At 28.4% G+C, this 21,899-nt stretch carries 15 protein-coding genes and 9 pseudogenes; 16 read left to right on the forward strand and 8 right to left on the reverse strand.

The features are described 5' to 3' along the window. Positions 1–30: 30 nt before the first annotated feature. The 3 pseudogenes from AJ886_RS04340 to AJ886_RS10385 form a co-directional block, all read left to right on the forward strand. Positions 31–594, forward strand: a pseudogene (locus AJ886_RS04340) (5-oxoprolinase subunit PxpA). Positions 595–603: 9 nt separating this feature from the next. Then, positions 604–1,323, forward strand: a pseudogene (locus tag AJ886_RS10490) (5-oxoprolinase subunit B family protein); the annotation flags it as partial. Then, positions 1,309–2,131 (forward strand): annotated as a pseudogene (locus AJ886_RS10385) (biotin-dependent carboxyltransferase family protein); the annotation flags it as partial. The pseudogenes AJ886_RS10490 and AJ886_RS10385, both read left to right, overlap by 15 nt. On the opposite strand, the gene AJ886_RS04355 reads toward AJ886_RS10385, so the two are convergent. Continuing rightward, positions 2,117–3,013, reverse strand: coding sequence for a DMT family transporter (locus AJ886_RS04355; RefSeq protein ID WP_070278709.1), 897 nt, complete (start codon positions 3,011–3,013; stop codon positions 2,117–2,119). The pseudogene AJ886_RS10385 and the gene AJ886_RS04355 sit on opposite strands and share 15 nt — an antisense overlap. 32 nt (positions 3,014–3,045) lie before the next feature. After that, positions 3,046–3,624 carry an NAD(P)H-dependent oxidoreductase gene (locus AJ886_RS04360; protein WP_002867872.1) on the reverse strand — a complete coding sequence of 193 codons (579 nt, stop codon included), beginning with the start codon at positions 3,622–3,624 and terminating at the stop codon, positions 3,046–3,048. A 99-nt stretch (positions 3,625–3,723) separates the two neighbouring features. Here AJ886_RS04360 and rrpA point away from each other — a divergent pair. Continuing rightward, positions 3,724–4,070: pseudogene (rrpA, locus tag AJ886_RS04365) on the forward strand (MarR family transcription factor RrpA). Then, on the forward strand, positions 4,058–4,507 hold the full coding sequence (locus AJ886_RS04370; protein ID WP_070278710.1) for a lipocalin family protein: 450 nt from the start codon (positions 4,058–4,060) through the stop codon (positions 4,505–4,507). Before rrpA ends, AJ886_RS04370 begins: the two are co-directional and overlap by 13 nt. A gap of 1 nt (position 4,508) precedes the next feature. On the opposite strand, the gene AJ886_RS04375 is transcribed toward AJ886_RS04370, so the two are convergent. Further along, the gene (locus AJ886_RS04375) at positions 4,509–5,585 is read right to left on the reverse strand and encodes an NAD(P)-dependent alcohol dehydrogenase (protein ID WP_053872489.1); all 1,077 of its coding nucleotides are present in this window, start codon (positions 5,583–5,585) and stop codon (positions 4,509–4,511) included. Positions 5,586–6,027: 442 nt separating this feature from the next. On the opposite strand from AJ886_RS04375, the gene AJ886_RS04380 reads away from it, so the two are divergent. The 7 genes and pseudogenes from AJ886_RS04380 (at position 6,028) to AJ886_RS04410 (ending at position 15,171) form a co-directional block, all read left to right on the forward strand. Further along, positions 6,028–6,906: an aminoglycoside 6-adenylyltransferase gene (locus tag AJ886_RS04380; protein ID WP_070274150.1), complete on the forward strand. Its 879-nt coding sequence runs from the start codon at positions 6,028–6,030 to the stop codon at positions 6,904–6,906. 61 nt (positions 6,907–6,967) lie between these two features. After that, positions 6,968–9,271 carry an EcoAI/FtnUII family type I restriction enzme subunit R gene (gene hsdR, locus AJ886_RS04385; RefSeq protein ID WP_070287190.1) on the forward strand — a complete coding sequence of 768 codons (2,304 nt, stop codon included), beginning with the start codon at positions 6,968–6,970 and terminating at the stop codon, positions 9,269–9,271. Between the two features lie 78 nt (positions 9,272–9,349). Beyond that, a complete protein-coding gene (locus AJ886_RS04390; RefSeq protein ID WP_070287191.1) occupies positions 9,350–10,639 on the forward strand; it encodes an AAA family ATPase in 1,290 nt (429 codons plus the stop codon). Continuing rightward, the gene (locus tag AJ886_RS04395) at positions 10,629–11,285 is read left to right on the forward strand and encodes an RloB family protein (protein ID WP_070287193.1); all 657 of its coding nucleotides are present in this window, start codon (positions 10,629–10,631) and stop codon (positions 11,283–11,285) included. Before AJ886_RS04390 ends, AJ886_RS04395 begins: the two co-directional genes overlap by 11 nt. Then, on the forward strand, positions 11,275–12,498 hold the full coding sequence (locus tag AJ886_RS04400) for a restriction endonuclease subunit S (RefSeq protein WP_186820743.1): 1,224 nt from the start codon (positions 11,275–11,277) through the stop codon (positions 12,496–12,498). The genes AJ886_RS04395 and AJ886_RS04400 overlap by 11 nt, the downstream gene beginning before the upstream one ends. A gap of 120 nt (positions 12,499–12,618) precedes the next feature. Then, positions 12,619–13,689 carry a Fic family protein gene (locus tag AJ886_RS04405; RefSeq protein WP_070274642.1) on the forward strand — a complete coding sequence of 357 codons (1,071 nt, stop codon included), beginning with the start codon at positions 12,619–12,621 and terminating at the stop codon, positions 13,687–13,689. After that, positions 13,689–15,171: pseudogene (locus AJ886_RS04410) on the forward strand (N-6 DNA methylase). The gene AJ886_RS04405 and the pseudogene AJ886_RS04410 overlap by 1 nt, the downstream one beginning before the upstream one ends. A gap of 76 nt (positions 15,172–15,247) precedes the next feature. Here the strand turns inward: AJ886_RS04410 and AJ886_RS10230 are convergent. The 4 genes and pseudogenes from AJ886_RS10230 to AJ886_RS04430 form a co-directional block, all read right to left on the reverse strand. Continuing rightward, positions 15,248–16,002, reverse strand: a pseudogene (locus AJ886_RS10230) (carboxymuconolactone decarboxylase family protein). A 105-nt stretch (positions 16,003–16,107) separates the two neighbouring features. Beyond that, positions 16,108–16,527 carry a cupin domain-containing protein gene (locus AJ886_RS04420; RefSeq protein ID WP_070243218.1) on the reverse strand — a complete coding sequence of 140 codons (420 nt, stop codon included), beginning with the start codon at positions 16,525–16,527 and terminating at the stop codon, positions 16,108–16,110. 57 nt (positions 16,528–16,584) lie between these two features. Next, positions 16,585–17,719, reverse strand: a pseudogene (locus AJ886_RS04425) (MFS transporter). 174 nt (positions 17,720–17,893) lie between these two features. Beyond that, positions 17,894–18,529, reverse strand: a complete 636-nt coding sequence (locus AJ886_RS04430; RefSeq protein WP_070243219.1) for an NAD(P)-dependent oxidoreductase — start codon at positions 18,527–18,529, stop codon at positions 17,894–17,896. A 192-nt stretch (positions 18,530–18,721) separates the two neighbouring features. Between AJ886_RS04430 and rrpB the strand changes: the two genes are divergently transcribed. From rrpB to AJ886_RS04445, 3 genes and pseudogenes are all read left to right on the forward strand, one after another. Further along, the gene (gene rrpB / locus AJ886_RS04435) at positions 18,722–19,054 is read left to right on the forward strand and encodes a MarR family transcription factor RrpB (RefSeq protein WP_070243220.1); all 333 of its coding nucleotides are present in this window, start codon (positions 18,722–18,724) and stop codon (positions 19,052–19,054) included. An 83-nt stretch (positions 19,055–19,137) separates the two neighbouring features. Continuing rightward, positions 19,138–20,074: pseudogene (gene arsP, locus AJ886_RS04440) on the forward strand (organoarsenical efflux permease ArsP). Between the two features lie 9 nt (positions 20,075–20,083). Continuing rightward, a complete protein-coding gene (locus tag AJ886_RS04445) occupies positions 20,084–20,407 on the forward strand; it encodes an ArsR/SmtB family transcription factor (RefSeq protein WP_070276035.1) in 324 nt (107 codons plus the stop codon). 7 nt (positions 20,408–20,414) lie between these two features. On the opposite strand, the pseudogene AJ886_RS04450 reads toward AJ886_RS04445, so the two are convergent. Then, positions 20,415–20,847: pseudogene (locus AJ886_RS04450) on the reverse strand (MerR family transcriptional regulator). Between the two features lie 112 nt (positions 20,848–20,959). Here AJ886_RS04450 and AJ886_RS04455 point away from each other — a divergent pair. After that, positions 20,960–21,899 (forward strand): cache domain-containing protein (locus tag AJ886_RS04455; RefSeq protein ID WP_186820432.1); only part of this gene is annotated, 940 nt, incomplete at its 3' end.

The raw sequence follows: 21,899 nt of genomic DNA on the forward strand, positions 1-21,899 counted from the left end.
AATCAATAATTAAATATACAAGGTCAAATAATGTTCAAAGTAGATTTAAATAGTGATTTAGAGGAAAGTTTTGACACCTATAAAATGGGAATGGATGAAAAAAATTTTAAAAATTTGTAAGCTCAGCAAATGTCGCCTGTGGCTTTCATGCGGGTGATCCTTGTGTAATGGATAAGACCTTAAATTTAGCCAAGCAAAATGGTGTTTGCATAGGAGCACACCCATCTTATCCTGATCTTTTGGGTTTTGGAAGACGCAATATGCAAATAAGCTTTGAAGAAGTCAAAAACCATGCCTTGTATCAACTAGGAGCTTTGGCTTTACTAAGACAAAAGGTATGAAAATACAGCATTTTAAAGCTTATGGCACACTTTATAATATAGCAGCTATTGATAAAAATTTAGCGATAAACGCGTTGTAAAAATGATAAAAGAAGGCAAAGTTACAAGCATAAATGGCAAAGAAATTGATTTAAAAGCGGATAGTATTTGCGTTCATAGGGATAATGTAAAAGCTTTAGAATTTGTTAAAAAAATCAAAGAAAATTTAGAAAAAGAACAAATTCAAATTTGTGCTTTGGAAAATTTTATATAGGTTTTAACAATGTTTAGTGTGCATTTTAGTGGAAGCAAGGCTTTGCTTTTGCTTTTTATTAAACAAGAAATTTCACCTCAAATCAATGCTTATGTTTTAAGCACGAAACAAAGGATACAAAAAGCCCTAAAAGAAGGTGAAATTTTATGGTATTGATGAGTTGATAAGTACTTATGCAAGCTTGCTTATATACTTTAATCCTTGTATACTTTCTTTAAATTCTTTGCTTGATTTTTTGAAAAAAATTAAAAAGGATATTAAACTTACGGAGCAAAACTCAAGTCTTTGTATAGAAGTTCCACTTTGTTATGATGAAGAATTTGGACTGGATTTAGAATTTCAATCAAATTTAAAAAGAAGAACTTATATCTCTTCACACTAAGCCTTACTATCTTGTTTTTATGCTAGGTTTGGCAGGTTTTCCTTATCTTGGAGGTTTAGACAAAAAACTTTTTACCCCACGCCTTTCAAGCCCTAGAGCAAAAATAGAAGCTGGAAGTGTAGGTATAGCCAATAAACAAACAGGAGTTTATCTTATTTCAAGTCCAGGGGATTGGTAAATCATTGCTAGAACATCTTTGGAATTTTTTGATAAAGAAGATGAAAAAATTCCACTCTTTTAAAAGCGGGTATGTTTTTAAAATTTAAAGCCATTTCAAAAGATGAATTTTTTGAGTTCCAAGAGCAAGTTGCTAAAAAATCTATCAAAAGGAAATTTATGAGTATAAAATCATTGAAGCATTTATAAATTCGAGTTTGCAAGACTTTGGTAGAAAAAAATTTGCTAAATTTGGCATAGCAAGAAGTGGGGCTATGGATGAAGATGCCTTAAGAATGACAAATATCTTACTTGGAAACAAACAAGATGAAGCAGGAATTGAGCTTTATTTAAAGGGTGGAAAATATAAATTTTTAGATGAGAATTATTTTGTTTTAAGTGGGGCTGAATTTGAGGCAAAGCTTAATAATCAAAAAATAAAAACTTGCAAGGTATATAAAGCAAATAAAGGCGATATTTTAGAACTTGGTTTAGCAAAAATAGGTTTTCGTGGGTATTTATGCGTAGCAGGTAGCTTTGAAGTAAAAAGTTTTTTAAACTCTAAATCCAGCGATGCTAAAATGAGAGTTGGAATTTTTAAAGGAAGAGCTTTGCAAAAAGATGATATTTTAAATACTCATAATACTTTTATACCTTTTAATTTAGAAGCTAGAGAATGTGAAAATCCTATTTTTAAAAGCTCAAAAGATCCTATTATACGCGTTATTTTAGGAACAAATAAAGATGTTTTTACTCAAAAAGGCATAGATGCTTTTTTAAATACTAGTTATAAAGTGTGATAGAATGGTGATTTATACAGAATCTAGCAAAAGTATAGAGCATAAAAACTCAACAGATATTATTTCAGATCCTGCAGTTTTTGGAAGCATACAGGTACCAAAAAGTGGTATTCCTATCATTTTAATGGCAGTAGGACAAAGCACAGGAGACTATACAAAAATAGCCACGGTTATAGAAAATGATCTAAGCTTTTTTGCCATAAATATTGATAAAATATATAGCACCTATAGCCAAGGCACAACCTAACAAGGTAAGTGCATTTGGCACCTCATCTAGTATAAAATAGCTGCAAATTAAAGCACTAGCAGGAGTGATTAAAACAAAAGAATTTGCCTTAACACTCCCTAAAATGTGAATCCCATAATAATAAATACTAGTACCTATAATAGTTGATAAAAAAGCAACGACAAACATACTGATCCAAAATTTAAATTCAAAATGAAAAATTTCATAACTTTTTACATCAAACAATACCCAAGAAAACATTAAAACAGAAATGAGATTAATATAAAAGTTAATCGCCAAAGGGTGAGCTCCTTTGGCTTTATGATTAAACACTGCTATCAAAGCCCAAATAAAAGAACAAGTTAAAAATAAAATATTAAATTTACCAAATAAATCTTCTAAACTCCCTAAATTTAACAAACAAAATCCAGATAATAAACCTAAAAATAATCCTAAAATTTCACTCTTTGTGATCTTGTGAGTTGATTTTTTATCTTTTTGAAATAATATCGCTATCATAAATATAAAATAAGAAAAAATAGGAATCATAGTTGTAACCAAAACACCGCCTTTTCCAGCTAAACCATGCTTAATGGCAATAAAAAATACAAAAGTATAAAACCCATTTAAAATTCCTGCTATCAGCACCCATTTTAAAATAGATTTTTCAAGCCTTAAAGGAATTCTTAAAAAGCCTAATACCATCAAAGAGCCTAGCAAAACAAAGAAAAAACGCCAAAAAGTAATCACAGAAGTATCAGCATAAGCTGATAAAATCTTAGAAGTAGGCCAAGATGAGCCCCATAAAAACATAGCTAAAACAAGCAAGATATACAAATACTTTGTTCGAGTCAATGTTACACCTTGAAATTTTTAAGTCAAATTTTTTAAAAAATTTTTTTCAAGTGTAGTTCATACTCGTTTAGATATTTTTCCACTTGAGGATTTTTTACCACATCATTACACATAAAAGTTGGTAAAGCTTTCATACCTATAAATTCATGAGCCTTATGCAAATGCCAATACACCATATCTACACCCTTTCCTTCAAAAAATTCATTTTTATCATTAAAGGCTTCAAGAGGTGCATTCCAAGTGAGAGAAAACATGTATTTTTTACCATGATCTAAACCACCTTTTCCGTAGTTTTTACTAGGATTTTCATGAGTTCTTCCATCATTTTTAAAAAGCACTCCAGCACCCAAACCAAACACTTCATCGATATATTTTTTAACTATCCAAGGCTCGCCCATCCACCAAGCTGGCATTTGATAGATCACAGCATCAGCTTTTATAAATTTTTGTATCTCTTCTTTAGGATCATATCCTTGATCTATGTGAGTTTGATCTACTTCGTATCCTAATGTTTTTAAAATTTCTAAAGCATGATTATGCAATGTTAAATTAAGCTGTCCTTTTGAACTTCCAAATTCTTTAGCACCATTAAGCAAGAGTATATTTTTCATTTTTATCCTTTTTTAAATTTTATGATACAATTATAACTTAGCATAATATCATTTTCAATACAGAAAATAAAGTAAGATACTATACTAAAGGAATGTTAAATGACTAAAGAGAATTCTCAGTGCAATTTCGAAGAATGTGGATTTAACTATACTCTAGCATTAATTAATGGAAAATATAAAATGAGTATTTTATACTGCTTATTTCGCTATGAAATCGTGCGTTATAATGAACTCAAACGCTTTTTAAGCTCCATATCTTTTAAAACTTTAACCAATACCTTAAGAGAACTAGAAAATGATGGTTTAATTATCAGAAAAGAATACGCTCAAATTCCACCCAAGGTAGAATATAGCTTATCCAAACGCGGACAAAGTTTAATTCCCATTTTACAAGCTATGTGCAAATGGGGCGAGAAAGACAAAAAGGAAAAAAATGCTTGAATTAATTGGCGAACTTTCTTTACAAAATTATATGGGAGAATGGCTTGAAATGGCTAGAAAACCCGCCTTTTTTCAAAAATCTTGCCTAAATTCAAAGGCAAAATACGAGCTTAAATATAAAAATGGTGTTCCTTATGTAGAGATTGAGAATTTTTGCAGTAAAGAAAATGAAATTTCAAGCATAAAAGGTAAGGCAAAAATCGTTTCAAATAGACAATTAGCAGTGAGATTTAATATCTTTATGAACCTTTTTAATAGAGTAAATTATGAAATCATTTTTATTGATAGCGAGTATAAAGTTGCCATTGTGGGTAGTCCTGATAAAAAATATCTTTGGATTTTAGCAAGAAATATAATAGATGAAAAAAGCACAAAAGAGCTTTTAGACATCGCTAAGCAAAGAGGATTTGACATTAGCGATGTAGTTTTTGATAAGTATTAAATTATTCTTTTGTCATATCAATAACATAGCGAAATTTAGCCTTTCCTGAGGTTAGATTTTCATAAGCTTTATCGATTTCTTGTGGGGTAATAAGCTCGGTTTCTGGATAAATTCCATGTTTTAAAGAAAAATCAAGCATTTCTTGAGTTTCAGCAATACCGCCAATTAACGAACCATAAACCTTTTTGCCTGCCTTATGTACAAGCTCGTTTATGCCTATATTTACCTTATCTTCCACAGGAGGTAAGCCAACTATAGCCATTTCGCCACCAAATTTAAGTAAATCCAAATAAACAGCAGGATTATAAGGCGTTGGAATGGTTGAGATGATTAAATCAAAGCGTTCTTTTACGGCGTTTTTATCGCAGCTTGTGTAAAATGAGCTTACACCCATAGCCAAAGCATCGGCTTTTTTGTTTTCATTTCTAGCAAAAACGCTAACCTTTGCACCCATTTTAACAGCGTATTTTACAGCCATCATACCAAGTCCGCCAAAGCCTGCTATAGCAACGCTTGAGCCTTCTTTTATCTTAGAAAATTTTAAAGGCGAGTAAGTGGTAATACCCGCACAAAGCAAAGGTGCAACCTTATCCATCGGTGCACTTTTTGGCACACAAATGGCAAATTTTTCACTTACAACTATGTTGTTTGAGTAGCCCCCATAAGTGTTTTCATTGCCATGAAATACATCGCAACTATTGTAAGTAAAGATGGTTTTGCCATTTTCGCAAAACTGCTCTTGTGAGCGTTTGCAAGCATCGCACTCACCACATGAATTTACCATACAACCAACCCCTGCGTAATCTCCTACTTTAAATTTACTCACATTTTTACCCACAGCGATAACTTCTCCTGCTATCTCATGCCCAGGCACGCAAGGATAAGTAGCTTCTCCCCACTCGCTTCTTGCGGTGTGAATATCGCTATGACAAATGCCTGCATATAGGATTTTAATCAAAATATCATTATCACCAATAGCGTGGCGGCTAAATTCAAAGGGTGTAAATTTCGCATCCTTGCTAAGCATTGCATAACCTTTACTTGCAATGCGATTGTTTTCTAAAATTTTGTATTGCATTTTTGCTCCTTTTTTGATTTTTTATAATTATAAAACATTAGAGTAGCTATAAGTCAAGAGAGAAAATAATTTTTTAAAAATTAGAAAAATACTTGATGTGTTAAAATTTTTTTGATTTTTTAACGTATTTTTTTATAATGTTAAAAATCTTTAGAAATTTTAAAATATAAAAGAATTTATACAACCAAAGCTACTTCTAAATATAAAGAAATTGTGTGATAAAGGGGCGATTTAAATGAATGGAATATATAAAATAAAACAAATTTTTATAGCGAAGATTTCTTAGAGATTTTATTTTTTTATCCTTAAACAAGGATAGAATTTTTAATAAAATATTAAAAATTTATAAAAATTTAATATTTTTAAAGTATATCAAAATGGATAAAAATCATTATTATATAAATATAAAACTTTTAAGATTTTTTTTAAAAGGAATTTTTAGATGCAAAGCAAAAAAAGAATTTTAGAAAAAATTAAAAATATTGCTTTTATTTATAAACAAATTCGTCTTATAACACTTGAAGGTTCAAGAGTAAATAAGAAAGCTAAAAAGGATAAATATCAAGATTATGATATTTCATTTTTTCTAAAATCTAAAAATTTGAGAAAATTATTAAACCTAAACAAAAGCAAAGATATCAAAAAAGCAAAATTACCTAAATTTATTAAAAATTTTGGAAAAATTTTATTTTATCAAGCGCCTGAAAGCTTTGAATTCTATAAAGCTGATTTGCCTAAAAATTGGGTGAGTTTTTTGGTGATTTTTAAAAATGGAGTGAGAATAGACTTTAAATTTATCCCCTTAAAATCATTGAAACATTATTATAAATTTGAACCTTTAAGCAAAGCGCTTATAGATAAAGATCAAAGATTTAAGAAAACTCAAAATGAGAATGTTTTTTGCATTAAGAAACCAACAGAAAAAGATTTTGATGAAATATGCAATGAGTTTTATTTTACTTTTACAAAATTAGAAAAAGCTCTTTTAAGAAAACAATTTATAATGTCAAATTATTTGTTAAATTCTATGCGTGAAACACTTTTTGATATGCTTAGTTTTAAAGTCGGACTTAAATTTGGTTTTGAAATTTGGCTAGGTAAACAAAATACTGATATTCTAAACTTTTTAAAGCAAAAAGAAATAAAAATTATCTTAAATTCTTTTAATACTACTTCACTTGAACAAATTGAAAAAACAAGAAAAAAGCTTGAAAATTTATTTCACAAAAACACCAAATTTGTAGCAAAAAAGAATGACTTTAAGCTTTTTTCTTATCGAAAAAATGTAAAAAAATATTGCAAAATTTTAAGAAAATTGTAAAGTAACCGTTATTCAAATTAAAATATGTTATTATTATTTTAAAATTAATTTAGGGTTAAAAATGAATTTTTCAGAGCACGATACAAGGGTTAAAATTATAGATGAGAAATTAAAATTAGCTTTATGGAATGAAGAAAACATAATAAGAGAATACTATTTTAATGCAGGAAAAAAACTCATAGGCGGCAAAAGAGGGCAAAGAAAATTCGTTGATTATTTACTTAAATTTCAAAACAAACACCTAGCTATCATTGAAGCAAAGAAATTAAGCAAAGACCCGCTTGATGGACTTTCTCAAGCACAAGAATATGCAAAAAATTTAGATGTGCGTTTTGTGTATTGCACAAATGGAGAAAAGATTTATGAATACGATATGCAAAATGCAAGGGGCGAGTATGTGCAAAATTTTACTAGTCCGCAAGTTTTATTTGAGCGTGTTTTTGGGAATTTAAAAGAATGGCAACACAAACTTCTTACACAAAAAGACTTATTTATCCCGCAAAAAGAATTAAGGTATTATCAAAAAATAGCCATAGACAAAGTCATAGAAGCTATTATAAACAATAAAGATAGAATTTTACTCACTCTTGCTACAGGCACAGGAAAAACAACCATAGCTTTTAATTTGTGCTATCGTTTGTTAGAGGCAAGATGGAATAAAGAAAACAAAGATCAAAAGCCTAAAATACTATTTTTATGCGATAGAGTGAGCTTAAGAGATCAAGCCTTAGGAGAATTTAATCCTATAGAAAGTGATTGCAAGGCAATTAGTGCTGAAGAAATAAAGAAAAATGATGGAAAAATCATAACAAATGCAAATGTTTTCTTTGGAATTTATCAAAGCTTAGCCGCAAATTCAAAAGAACAAGAAAACACCCAAGAAGAACAAGAGAGCAAATTTTATCTTCAATACCCAAAAGATTTTTTTGATCTTATCATCATAGATGAGTGCCACAGAGGTGGAGCAAACGAAGAAGGAAGCTGGAGAGCTGTGCTTGAATATTTTTCTTATGCGACTCAGCTTGGTTTAACCGCTACTCCAAAAAAAGAAGAAAACATAGACACTTATGAGTATTTTGGTGAGAGTGTTTATGATTATAGTCTTAAAAGTGGTATTGAAGATGGATTTTTAACCCCTTATAAAGTCAAACTCATAAAAACAACTTTGAGTGATGGTTATACCTATAATCCTGATGATTTGATACAAGGTGAGCTTGAAAAAGGCTTTTATAAACAAAGTGAGTTTGAAAGAAATATCTTTTTACCAAACTATAATGACTTTATCGCTAAGAAAATTTTAGAGCTTATAAATCCCATGGATAAAACTATAATTTTTTGTGCAAATCAAGCTCATGCAAACGAGGTAAAAAGAGCTATAGATAAATATAAAAGCGTTAAAAGAGATGATTATTGCGTAAGAGTTACGAGTGATGAAGGTAAAATAGGGCTTGATTATCTAAAATTGTTTCAAGATAATGACAAAAGCTATCCTGTCATACTTACTAGCTCTAAAATGCTCACAACTGGAGTGGATGCAAAAAATGTGCGAAATATAGTATTGCTAGCAAATATAGGTTCTATGGTGGAATTTAAGCAAATTATCGGGCGTGGCACTAGGGTTTATGAAGGCAAAGACTTTTTTACTATACTTGATTTTGTCGGTGCGACTAAGCTTTTTTATGATCCAAAATGGGATGGTGAAAAAATAGAAGAATTAAAAGAGCAAGATGAAAAAGAAAAAATCACTAAAGAACATATAAAACAAACAAAAGAAGAAAGCAAAGAAAAAAAGAGCGTAACCATACACTTAAAAGGCACAAAACTTAAGGTTTTAGATATCACAACTACTTATGTAGGAGCACAAGGTAAGCCACTTAGCACTAAGGAGTTTTTGGAATTTTTGATAGGAAAGCTTGGTGAGTATTATGATGATGAAGCAAAATTGCGTGAAATTTGGAGTGATCAAAAAAATAGAGAAAGATTTTTAAAAGCCCTTGCAAATGATGGAGTTGATGAAGATGCTTTAAAAGATCTAAGAGAAATTTTTCAAAAAGATTGTGATATATACGATGTTTTAGCGCATTTAAGCTTTAATGCCGAGATAAAAACAAGGCAAGAGCGTGTTTTACAAGTAGAAAATGGTGAGTTTTTAAAACGCTTTCAAAAAGAAAAAGCCATAAAATTCATAGAATTTTTACTAAATAGATATCAAGAATATGGCATAAAAGACTTTGATGATGGCTTAAAACCGCTTATAGAGCTTAGCTCTTTAGGCAATGTAAGAGAATTGGCCGATGAATTTGGTGGCTTAGAAATTCTAAAACAAAGTTTTGATGATTTACAAAGAGAGATTTATGCTATATGATATTTTTAAGATTAAATTTGAGATTTTTTGTTAAAATAATTATCTAAAATAGAATTTTATATATTTTTAGGAAGAAAAATGTTAATAGAATTTAGAGTGGAAAATTTTTTATCTATACAAGATGAGCAAGTTTTAAGTATGGTTGCAAGTAGTGATAATACTTTTTTAACTTCTCATACCAATAACGATAAAAAGTTAAAATTATTAAAAAGCAGTGTACTTTATGGAGCAAATGCTTCTGGGAAATCAAATATCATTAAAGCTTTAGCAATTATGAAAAAGATTGTTATTTCAAGTGCAAATGGGCAAAGAGGAGATAAATTACCCATAATACCTTTTTTATTAGGCAATGAAGATAATAAGTCTACAAAATTTGAAATTATTTTTATACAAAATGACACAAAGTATCAATATGGCTTTATTTTAAATTCTGAAAAAATTTTAGAAGAATGGCTTTTAGTTTTTGGCGAAAGCAATAGAGCGCAAAAGTGGTTTGAAAGAATTTACAATGAAAAAGAAGAAAAATATAATTATTCTTTTGGAGCTAAATTTCTAGGTTCTAAACAACTATGGGAAAATAGCACCAGAGATAATGCCTTGTTTTTATCTGTGGCTATTCAATTAAATAATGAGCAATTAAAACCTGTATTTGATTTTTTTCTAAAATATATTAGAGTAACTTGTACGGATAGTTGGAATGATGGACAAGAAGTAACGATTGATATTTTACGACAAGATAAACAAAAAATTATATCTTATCTAAAACGAGCTGATTTAGATATTGAAGATATTGTTGTTGAAGAAACAGAATTAAATAAAACAAACTTAATGCAAGAAAATATTCCACAAGAAATTAAACAAATGATGCAAACTGATTTAGAAAAAGGTGCAAGATTAAAAAAAACAGATATAAAAACAATACATACAAATCAGCAAGGCAAACAAATATTATTTGATATGTTGGAGTTAGAATCGCAAGGAACGCAAAAATTTTTTAAATTGATTGGACCTTGGGTAGAAGCTTTAGAACAAGGATACACTATTGTAGTTGATGAGCTAAATACTCACCTACATCCTTTGATGACAAAATTTTTAGTAAATCTTTTTCATAATGAAGATTTAAACAAATCAAATGCTCAACTTATTTTTACCACTCACGATACTTCTATTTTAAATCAAGATGTATTTAGAAGAGATCAAATTTGGTTTTGTGAAAAGCAAAATAAAGCAACCAAACTTTATCCTTTAAGTGATTTTAAAGTGAGAAAAGATAAAACAAATTTAGAAAATGATTATCTTTTAGGGCGTTTTGGAGCTTTGCCTTATTTTAAAGAAATATTATCATTTTGGAGTGATAATGGGAACTGATGATTTACGCAAAAAAAGAAAAACAAAAATAAGAGATAGAAAAACAAGAAAAAACGAATATGAAGCTATACTTATAGTATGCGAAGGTGAAAAAACAGAGATTAATTATCTAAAACAATTAAAAAATTTTTTTAGATTGAATAACATAACAATAGATATTATTCCAAGCGAGAACTCAAGTCCTTTACAAGTGGTTAAATTTGCCAAAAAGAAAAATGATCTATTTGATTATAATGAGGTGTATTGTGTATTTGACAAAGATACACACGCAAATTTCATAAAGGCACAAAAAGAATGTGAAAAATATATAAAAGAATATATAAAAGAAGATAAGAATTTTAAATTTGAAGCAATTATCTCAAATCCTTGTTTTGAATTTTGGATACTTTTGCATTTTACATGCACCACAAAACCATTTGGTACAAATAGCCCTTGTAATGAATTAATTAATAAGGATTTAAAAAAATATATAAAAGATTATAAAAAGGATTATAATTTTACAAATATTATAAAGCAAAATCTTATTACAGCTATTACAAATGCTCGAAAGGCAAATAAAGAAGCAGAAAAAAATAATTATGAAAGCTCATATACCTTTATGGATAAACTAGCGATTAAATTTCAAGAATTGAACAATGCAAAATAACATAATGACAAATTTACCGCAGGGTTGGAAAATGGAAACACTTGGTGAAATATTATCAAGTGATAAATACTCTATAAAAAGAGGGCCATTTGGAAGTGCTTTAAAAAAAAGCTTTTTTATAGAAAAGGGTATTAGAATTTTTGAACAATATAATCCTATAAACAATGATCCACATTGGAAAAGATATTTTATTTCGCATGAAAAATTTCAAGAATTAGAAGCGTTTAAGGCAACAGAAGGCGACCTACTAATTAGCTGTTCTGGAACTTTGGGAAAAATAGTAGAATTACCCAAAGATACAGAAATGGGGATTATAAATCAAGCACTTTTAAAAATAAGGCTTAATAATATAAAAATCTTAAATAGCTATTTTATTTATTATTTTAATTCTCCAATAATGCAAGAGAAAATTTTAGAATCCACCTTAGGTTCAGCAATCAAAAATATAGCTAGTGTAAAAATTCTTAAACAAATCGAAATTCCGTTACCGCCGCTCAAAGAGCAAGAAAGGATAGTGGGAATTTTAGATGAGAGTTTTGCAAAGATAGATAAGAGTATTAAAATTTTAGAGCAAGATTTGCTAAATTTAGATGAGTTAATGCAAAGCGCCTTGCAAAAAGCTTTCAATCCATTAAAAGACAATGCTAAAGAAAACTATAAACTCCCACAATCTTGGGAATGGAAAAGCTTAGAAGAGATTAGCGAAAATATTTCTGCGGGTGGAGATAAGCCAAAAAACTGCACAGAAAGTAAAACTGCCAAAAATCAAATCCCTGTTTATGCAAATGGTGTAAATAATAATGGTTTAGTTGGATATACAGATAAAGCTACCATTATAAAACCTTCTTTAACTATATCTGCTAGAGGAACAATAGGTTTTGTTTGCATTAGAAAAGAACCTTATTTTCCTATTGTAAGGCTTATTTCTTTAATTTCTTGTGAAAATATATTATGCTTACATTATTTATATTTTTGTTTGAATTTTTTTATAGCAAAAGGTGAAGGTTCTAGTATTCCGCAACTTACTATACCAAAATTTAAATCCCTACAAATCCCCCTACCCCCACTCAAAGAGCAAGAGCAAATCGCAGAGCATTTAGATTTTATCTTTGAAAAGACAAAGGCTTTAAAAGAGCTTTACACTAAAGAACTAAAAGATTATGAAGAGCTTAAGCAATCCTTGCTTGATAAAGCTTTTAAGGGAGAATTATAATGTTAAAAAATTTGCCAAATTTTAACACATTGGCTTGATATGTTAAAAATTTTTGATTTTTTTAACATATTTTTTTATAATGTTAAAATTTTTAGAAAAAATTAACATAATTGGAAAATTATGAAAGAATTTATACCTCAAAAATTGCCTTTAAATATAGAATTAAATGCAAATATTTATAGTCTTATCATTAAAGCTTCTAGAAAATTAGCAGAGTTAAATGGACTTAGTAAAAGCATACCAAATCCAAGTATTTTAATCAATGCTTTGATTTTACAAGAAGCAAAAGATTCGAGTGAGATAGAAAATATCATCACAACACATGATGAACTTTTTTTATCACGAGTTGATGAAAACAAACTCACAAGAGCAGCAAAAGAAGTGAAAGATTATGAAAGTGCTTTGAAAAAAGGATATGAGTTATTAAAAAAAGAACAGTTATTAAGAAATGCACATATTTTAGAAATTCAAAAAAGATTAGAAAGAAATAATGCAGGTTTTAGAAAACAAAGTGGAACTATGCTTAAAAATCCTATTACAGGAGAAATCAAACACATACCACCCCAAAATCCTAATAATATACAAGAACTTATGGGAAATTTAGAACTATACATTAACGATGATAGTTTAGATGAATTTGATTTTTTGGTAAAGATGGCAATTATACATTATCAATTTGAAAGCATTCATCCTTTTTATGATGGCAATGGCAGAACGGGTAGGATTATAAATATACTTTATTTAGTATATAAAGGACTTTTGGATTTTCCTATTTTATATCTTAGTGCTTATATAGTAAAAAATAAAGATGAGTATTATAAGCTTTTGCAAAAAGTGCGTGATGAAGGGGATATTTTAGAATGGATAGAATACATACTTAAAGGCATAGAGCAAACCGCTGTAAAGACTATTGAAACTATTATTAAGATAGAAAAAATGATGCTAAATGTAAGCGAAATTTTACAAAATAAAACGAATTTTTATAGTAAAGATTTTGTGGAACTTTTGTTTTCTCATCCTTATACAAAGATAGAATTTTTAATAAAAACATTAAATATTTCTAGACAAAGTGCTTCAAAATATCTTAAAATTTGTGAAAATTTAGGGGTATTAGAGTGTATTAAAATGGGTAGAAATAATTATTATATTAATATAGAACTTTTAAAACTTTTCAAAAAAGGAATTTTTTAATGCAAAATAAAATAGATAAAATCACAGATATTTTAAGAAGAGATGATGGTATAAGCGGTGCTATGCACTATACAGAGCAAATTAGCTGGATACTTTTTTTAAAATTTTTAGATGATTATGAGACAAATTTAAAAGATTTAGCGTTTTTAGATGGCAAAGATTATAAAAGCATTTTGCAAGAAAAATTTAGCTGGAGTATTTAGGCAGCGCCTAAAAAAGATGGCAAACTTGATGTAAAAAATGCTTTAAATGGATCAGATTTGCTTGAATTTGTAAATAAAGAGCTTTTTCCTTATCTTAAAAATTTTAAAAATAATGATGATTTTAAAAGTATAGAGTATAAAATCGGTGGAATTTTTGAGTTTATAGACAACCGCATAGCAAATGGACATACTTTAAGAGAAGTGATAAATATCATTGATGAGATTAGTTTTAATAAAGAAGATGAAGTATTTGCCTTAGGTGAAGTTTATGAAAAACTTCTAAAAGATATGGGTAGCGATGGTGGAAATAGTGGAGAATTTTACACCCCTCGTCCTTTGATAAAGGCTATGGTGGAAGTAATAGATCCTAAACCAAAAGAAAGAATTTATGATCCATCTTGTGGTAGTTGTGGATTTTTAGTTGAGAGTTTTTTACATATTTTATATAAAGACAGAACCAAAGGCAAAAAAGCAAATTTAAGCGTAGAAGAGCTTGAATTTTTAAAAAATGATGCTCTTTTTGGTAAAGAAAAAACTCCACTTAGCTACGCAATGGGCGTTATGAATATGATACTTCATGAAATTTCAAGTCCAAATATCATAAAAACAAACACTTTAAGTAAAAAAATCACAGATATAACAGAACAAGAAAAATACGAAGTAATACTTGCAAATCCACCTTTTGGAGGTAAAGAAAAAGAACAAATTCAAGAAAATTTTCCTATAAAATTAAACGCTACTGAACTTTTGTTTTTAAACACATTTTAAAATCTTTAAAAAACAACGGAAGATGTGCGATCATCGTGCCTGAAGGTGTGCTTTTTCAAAATTCAAATGCCTTTGTGAGTGTAAAAAAGATTTACTAGATGATTTTAATTTAGAATGCGTTTTGAGTTTGACAAGTGGGGTATTTTTGCCTTATAGTGCTGTTAAGACTAATGTGCTTTTTTTCTCTAAAGGTAAAAAATGTATTTGTGAAGGCGATGGAGTTTATTACTACGAGCTTATACCGCCTTATAAACTTACTAAAAACAAGCCTTTAGAATACGCACATTTTAAAGAATTTCTAAAATGCTACAAAGAAAGAAAAATCACTGCTAATTCTTGGCTTGTTAGCAAAAAAGAGCTTGAAGAAAGAAATTATGATTTAAGTGCTAAAAATCCAAATGTAAAAGAAGAAAAAATCCTAAGAACTAGTGAAGAGATTTTAAATTCTTTAGAAGAAAATCTAAAAACACAACAAGAATATCTAAATGAGCTTAAAAGCATACTAAAATGATTGCAAGTTTTTTGATAAAACTAATTTACAAATAACTTATAAGCTCAATTTACAATAAATATTTATTGCTTGCATTCTACTTTTTAATATCATCAAGCAAATTTAGAGCATTTAAAGCCCTTGGATAACCGATATAAGGAATAAGAGCTGCAATGATATTTAGCAACTCTTTTCTACTTTGCCCCATATTAAGATTGCCTTGTATATGGGCTTTTACTTGATTATCTAGACCGCCAAGTGAGATAAGATATACAAGGGTTAAAAGCTCCCTAGTTTTTAGATCAAATCCTGTGCGTGTATAGTAGTCTCCAAAACAATTCGCACTCAAAAAATCATTTATAAAAGCTTTATCTTCTGGGGTAGTTTCTATCATTTTAGTGATATTAGCTTCACCAAAAATAGTATTTTGTATTTCCCTCCCTTTTATTTTGCGATTTTCTTGTGTAGTAGTGCCTTGTGGAGTTAAAACTAAGGCGATATTTAGTTTTTTAAACACTTTATTACAAAGACTTAAAAAATCACATACTCTAGCAAAACACACATAAGGCGTAGCTTGATAAATCACTTCTTTGATGGCAATGGAACTTATATCGTTCTTGATTGCACCTTGAAATAGAGCTTTAAACTCTATTTTTCCACCTACCGCTAAAGTAGAAGCAAGGGTGATTAAAAAATATTTTTGTGTATCCAAATTTGTTTTTACAAAACTCTCGCCAAAAGTAAAATTTATGTGATTGATAAAATACTCTTTATCACTTGCAAAAAGCTAATCCTTTTTTGCTCCTCCTAAGAGTTTTTAAAAAATTCTCTTGCTTTTTGTCTTAATTGCATGGTTTATCCTTTGTGGTTTTTAAGGTTTATAAAAAAGAGCATTTAAAGATACTCCAAAAACATAAAAGTTTTTATAAAATTTTTGTGTTTTATTTACAAATTTCTTTACTCTCTTGCTTCTTTTAAGGCATTTTCATATTCTTCATCACTTACAAGCTCAAGCCATTCTACATTTTTACCTTCTTTCTCACCTGTAAGTGCTATGTGTGCTCCACTACTTGTATTAGTTGCACCATGAAAATGCTTTACTCCTATAGGACAGCTTATCACATCGCCTTTTTTGGCTATAAAGGCTTTTTGCCCTGGAACTTTTGTGATGATTTCACCCTCTGTTACGATTAAGGTTTGTCCTTGAGGATGAGTATGCCATGCACTTCTAGCACTGGCTTCAAATTCAATCAAAGCCCCGCTAAAATTTCTCCACTCATTTGATTTAAACATCATAGAAACTTTTACATTTTTGCTAAAAAATTTACTATCGCCTTTAAAACTTCCATGAATTCCTATTTTTTCTAATTCTTGCATTTTATCTCCTTTTTTAGTATTATAAAACATGAGAGCTACTCTAAGTCAAGTAAAAATTTAAAATCTTAATTTCATTTTTTCTATCCTAGTTCTTACAAAAATCATGATAATTCTTAAAATCAACAAAACAATAGTATTTACGATAATATAACGCGTATCGCTCAAAGAAATCACAAGTTCACAAATAACAGTTCCGGTGCTTAATCCTAATATTGGCCACGCTTATAAAAAGTCTGTTGCTAAAATTAGCAGCCTTTGGAAAGGGATAACTTATCATAAAATGTGTGCCGTTATTCATCACACCTGCTAAAATTCCTAATATAAAGGCAAATATTATAAGTATAATTTCACTATAAAAACTAAAAAGTAAAATATAAAATCCTATTATGATTAAAGGTGTTAAAATCAAAGTAAAATTTGCATTTTTAACAAGGGTCTTTCCGGCTATATAATTGCCTATAATATTTGAAAAACCATAAATAGCCAATACAATACTAATTAAAGTAAAATTCATCTTTCCTACACTATGCAAAAAATCAGAAAAATAAAAGTAAAAACCCCAAATTCCAGCATTTATACAAATAACACAAAGTATGCTAATCCATAAAAGCGGGTATCTTAAGATAAGCAATTGTTTGCTTATTTTTACAGAATTTACTTTTTTAAAATCAGGAACAAAAAATAACATTGCCATTTTAAAACTAAAATTTCCACCAAAATAACTAGTCATAGGTACACGCAAAACCATTCCAGCACTAACTGCTGCAAAAATCTTAGCTGTAGCTTTTGGAATTTCTTTCTTATCTTCGACTAAATTTGTAACCATACTTAGAGCAAGAGCTATATAAATAGGATGAAAAAAAGCAGGAATAGCTCTTAAAATAAGCAATTGCCAAAATTCACTCACAAAAGCAGAAGTTAACGAGCTTAAGATAAACACAGCTAAACAAATAAGCATAAGTTTTTTAGGATTGAAATTTGCACAAAGTAGCGGGACAATAGGGGTGCAAAAAGTTATCACGAGTGCAAAAATACTCACACACCAACCCGCATCTGAAATACTTACGCTGAAATTTTGAGAAACAATAGGAATTATACCCATCATCCCTAGTTCTGTACTCAAAATCCCAAATACCCCTAAACAAAATACTAGAATAATTTGAGCATTTGAAGCTTTATTTAAATTTTTCATTTTATCCTTTCAATTAATATTTTTAAAAGTATAAAAGATGAGAGTAGGTCTAAGTCAATAACTTAAAATAAAAATATTTATCTATTTAAATAAAATCTTTAGAAAAATCTAAAACTTCAAAATAAGTATTTAAAAGAAATAAAAGATGCCTTAAAAATATAAGGCAATCTTTATTTATAGGCTTATTACCCCAATGCGTGTGTTTTCATAGCAAGAATTAAGCACTATGTCTATCATAGCACTAGCATAATCACTGTAGCTGATTTTACTTTCATTGTTGGCATTAACTTCAAATTTTTCACCTATGATTTTATAATGATTAGTTTTTGGAAGATCTGGTGAAAAAATAGCAGATGGGCTTACATATATCCATTTAAAGCCTTTTTCATTGCGTAAAAATTCCAATACTTCCGCACTTGCTTTAGCTATATCCAAATACTCTTTAGGAAAATCAGGCATATCCATAAGTCTTGTAGTATGATTCTCATCCATATATAAACTTCCAGCACCCCCTACAACAAATAATTTAGCCTTACTTCCTTGTAAAATTTTACTCAAATATTCTATGTGCTTTTTGTGTAAGCTTAAATTTTCCCATTCTCCAAAAGCATCGATAATAATATCAAAATCTATCAGATCTTTAGAATCAAGCTCAAAAAGATCTTTTTGTACTATTTTAGCTTGAGGTAAAAATTCATTCATTTTAGAGCTATTGCGTACAAAACATACTGGCTCTAAATTTCTTTTTAAAGCTTCTTTGCTGATTTCTTTACCTATTTTACCGCTTGCACATAAAATTGCTATTTTCATAATATCTCCTTTTTAAGTATTTTTACATAAAAAATGTAATCTTGAAATTATAAATATATTTACCGCTAAAAATCAAGTAGATATTATTTTATAATATAGTATCTATTTTAGGAGTATTGTATTATTTTAGTATTTTAATAAGATAAATTTTTTAAAAAATATGTTATAATTTTAAAAAAATAAGGATTTATAATGAAAAAATATCATTCTCTTTGCCCTATTGAAACCACGCTTAATTTGATAGGAAATAAATGGAAAATTTTAATTATTCGGGATTTGTTACAGGGGACTAAAAGATTTGGAAAGTTGAGAAAAAGCATTTCATCTACAAAAAATCAAAACATTTCTCAAAATGTCCTTACACAAAATTTACGAGAATTAGAAGAAGCAAAACTGATCAAACGCAAAGTTTACGCAGAAGTTCCTCCAAGAGTTGAATACTCACTTACATCTTTAGGCAATAGTTTAGAATCCATCTTAAAAAGTCTTGAGGATTGGGGAAATAACTATAAAAATATCGTTTAAGAAATATATTAATATATCAATATATATTAATATATTAATTTATACATGTTATATTTTTGGAAATATTTTTAAAAGGATAAAAAATGCAGTCTTTTTTAAATACTTTCAAAGAGTTTTTATATCTATTTACTGAACTTTCTGTACTTTTTATAACTATTTCTTTTTTAGTTTCTATTATCAATCAAAAATACGAAGGAATTTTTAAAAAACAACTTGCTGGTGATAAAATTTCAAGTTATTTTAAAGCTATATTTTTAGGTGCTTTAACGCCATTTTGTTCCTGTTCTACTATACCGCTTTTAAGAGCTTTTTTAGAAGCGAAAGTAAAACTTAGTGTAGCTTTAGCTTATCTTTTTACTTCGCCTCTTATTAATCCTATTATTTTTTCCATGCTTTTTGTAGCTTTTGATTTAAAGTTAAGTTTGACTTATGTGGTTTTTTTGATATTTTTGATATTTATTATTTCTTTTGTTTTTTCTAAATTTAAGGAAGAGAGTTTTTTAAAACATATCCCTAAAAATACAAAATCAAGTATTTTTACCCAAACCACTCACAATTCTAGCAATCTTGTCTTTAAACAAAAATCATGCTGTGCAAATACTCAAGATAAGTCTAAAAATATAACGATAAACTATAAAGAATTATTCAAAGAAAGTTTGAAAAATTATAAAAAATTATTATCTTATATCGTTATGGCAATTTTTATTGGTGCTTTTATTCATGGTTTTATTCCTCAAGAAATTTTTAAATGGCAATGAAATTTTAAGCATTATATTAGCTGCCTTTTTAGGAATTTTCCTTTATTTAAGAGTAGAAACTATTATTCCTATAGGCTTAGCACTTTTACAAATGGGAATTTCTCAAGGAGTGATTATGAGTTTTTTAATCGCTGGTGCTGGATGTTCTTTACCTGAGCTTATTTTACTTAAACAAATGTTTAAAATGAAATTTTTATTTTTATTTGTTATGATTATTTTAGGCGTAGCTATATCTTTTGGAATTTTTATTAATTCAATTTAAGGAAATAAAATGCAAAAATTTTTAACCATTGTTTCAGCGATCAATGATGAAAGTAGGGTTTTGATTTTGTATCATCTTTTAAAATACAAAGAACTTTGTGTTTGTGATCTACAAGAACTTTTAAACATGGGTCAATCAAGACTTTCAAGACATTTAAAAATTTTAAAAGATGCGGGTTTTTTGCATGTAAGGCGTCAAGGAACTTGGGCGTATTATGGGATTAATGATAAGCTTTTAAAACTGCATTTAGATCTTTTTGAAAATATCAAAAATTTAGAGCTTAAAAATGCTATTAAAAAAAATGAAAATATTATTACCCAAATTTGCCCTTAATATAAAATCAACCCTTAAACTTATGCAATTTATCACAAGGTTGATAGTTCTTACTTTCTGGATTAAACCTATCGACTTCATTTGCAAGCATTTCTTCATAAATTTTTATCTTTTTGCTTAAAACTTTTTCACTTTCTTTATAATGTTTTGATCTGGTTTTGTAATTTTTTCTTTGTTTGCTTTAACATCTCTTGTCTTTCTTTGGCAGTTTTTATACCCAAAGAGCAAAGTTTTATATAATGTTTGATTTGTTCTATTGGCATACCTGAAATTCTAAGCCATTCTATCCATTTTGCCTATTCTATATCGCTTTTTGAAAAATATTTCACACTATTTTCATCTTTTTGAACAAAAGGAAACAAACCCTTTTTAACCCAAAATCTTAAAGTATGAGCACTAATTTTTGTTTCTTTTTTTACTTCTTTTATAGTATAAGCCATAATTTTCTTCTTTTAAATAATTATTTACAATAAAAGTTTATTTTATATTTTTTGATAAAATAATACTAGATTTAATTTTAAATTTAAAAATAAATACAAAAAAAGGAAAAAAATGAATAGTATAAAAATCAAACTTTCTCTCATTGCAAATTTAATTGCAATTTTTGCCTTAATTGTTCTAGGTATTGTAAGTTTTTATTTCACAAAAACCTCATTACATGAAACCACTCTTAAAAATCAAATGGACTTGCTTCAAGCCACGCAATCTGTAGTTGAAAATTTCCGTTCTACAAACCAATTTTTTACTAAAAACTTAGAAAAAGATATCACAAGTTTACCTTATCAATCTTTAAATACTGAAGAAAATATTATTAACAATGTCGGTCCTATATTAAAACACTATCGTCATAGCATAAACGCATTAAATATTTATTTAGGTTTAACAAATGGAAAAGTTCTACTCAGTCAAAGATCCAATGACATAAAAATGCCTGAGTTGCGTGATGATTTAGATATAAAGACAAAAGATTGGTATAAAGAAGCTTTAAAAACAAATGATATTTTTGTTACGCCAGCATATTTAGATACAAATTTAAAACAATATGTAATAACATATTCTAAAGCTATTTATAAAGATGGTAAAATCATAGGAGTGCTAGGTGTTGATATACCATCAGAGAATTTACAAAATTTAGTTGCAAAAACTCCTGGAAATACTTTTTTATTTGATCAAAAAAATAAAATATTTGCTGCAACCAATAAAGAATTATTAAATCCATCTATTGATCATTCTCCTGTTTTAAATGCATATAAGGCTAATGGAGATAATAATTTTTTTACTTATAAACTTGATGGAAAAGAAAGACTTGGAACTTGTACTAAAGTTCTTGCTTATACAGCTTGTATTACTGAAAGTGCTGATATTATAAACGGACCTATTCATAAAGCTGCATTTATTCAAGCTATTGTTGTCATTATTGTAGTAGTATTTAGCGTCATCCTCCTTTATTTCATCGTATCAAAATATCTCTCTCCACTTACAGCTATCCAAA

It is taken from the genome of Campylobacter sp. BCW_6465 (assembly GCF_001762815.1).
GTDB classification, from domain to species: Bacteria; Campylobacterota; Campylobacteria; order Campylobacterales; family Campylobacteraceae; genus Campylobacter_D; species Campylobacter_D jejuni.

Coding starts and splice junctions, on each gene's coding strand:
- AJ886_RS04360 (WP_002867872.1), bottom strand. CDS start 3,624: ATGAAAAATATACTCTTGCTTAATGGTGCTAAAGAATTTGGAAGTTCA.
- AJ886_RS04370 (WP_070278710.1), top strand. CDS start 4,058: ATGCTTGAATTAATTGGCGAACTTTCTTTACAAAATTATATGGGAGAA.
- AJ886_RS04375 (WP_053872489.1), bottom strand. CDS start 5,585: ATGCAATACAAAATTTTAGAAAACAATCGCATTGCAAGTAAAGGTTAT.
- AJ886_RS04380 (WP_070274150.1), top strand. CDS start 6,028: ATGCAAAGCAAAAAAAGAATTTTAGAAAAAATTAAAAATATTGCTTTT.
- hsdR (WP_070287190.1), top strand. CDS start 6,968: ATGAATTTTTCAGAGCACGATACAAGGGTTAAAATTATAGATGAGAAA.
- AJ886_RS04390 (WP_070287191.1), top strand. CDS start 9,350: ATGTTAATAGAATTTAGAGTGGAAAATTTTTTATCTATACAAGATGAG.
- AJ886_RS04395 (WP_070287193.1), top strand. CDS start 10,629: ATGGGAACTGATGATTTACGCAAAAAAAGAAAAACAAAAATAAGAGAT.
- AJ886_RS04400 (WP_186820743.1), top strand. CDS start 11,275: ATGCAAAATAACATAATGACAAATTTACCGCAGGGTTGGAAAATGGAA.
- AJ886_RS04405 (WP_070274642.1), top strand. CDS start 12,619: ATGAAAGAATTTATACCTCAAAAATTGCCTTTAAATATAGAATTAAAT.
- AJ886_RS04420 (WP_070243218.1), bottom strand. CDS start 16,527: ATGCAAGAATTAGAAAAAATAGGAATTCATGGAAGTTTTAAAGGCGAT.
- AJ886_RS04430 (WP_070243219.1), bottom strand. CDS start 18,529: ATGAAAATAGCAATTTTATGTGCAAGCGGTAAAATAGGTAAAGAAATC.
- rrpB (WP_070243220.1), top strand. CDS start 18,722: ATGAAAAAATATCATTCTCTTTGCCCTATTGAAACCACGCTTAATTTG.
- AJ886_RS04445 (WP_070276035.1), top strand. CDS start 20,084: ATGCAAAAATTTTTAACCATTGTTTCAGCGATCAATGATGAAAGTAGG.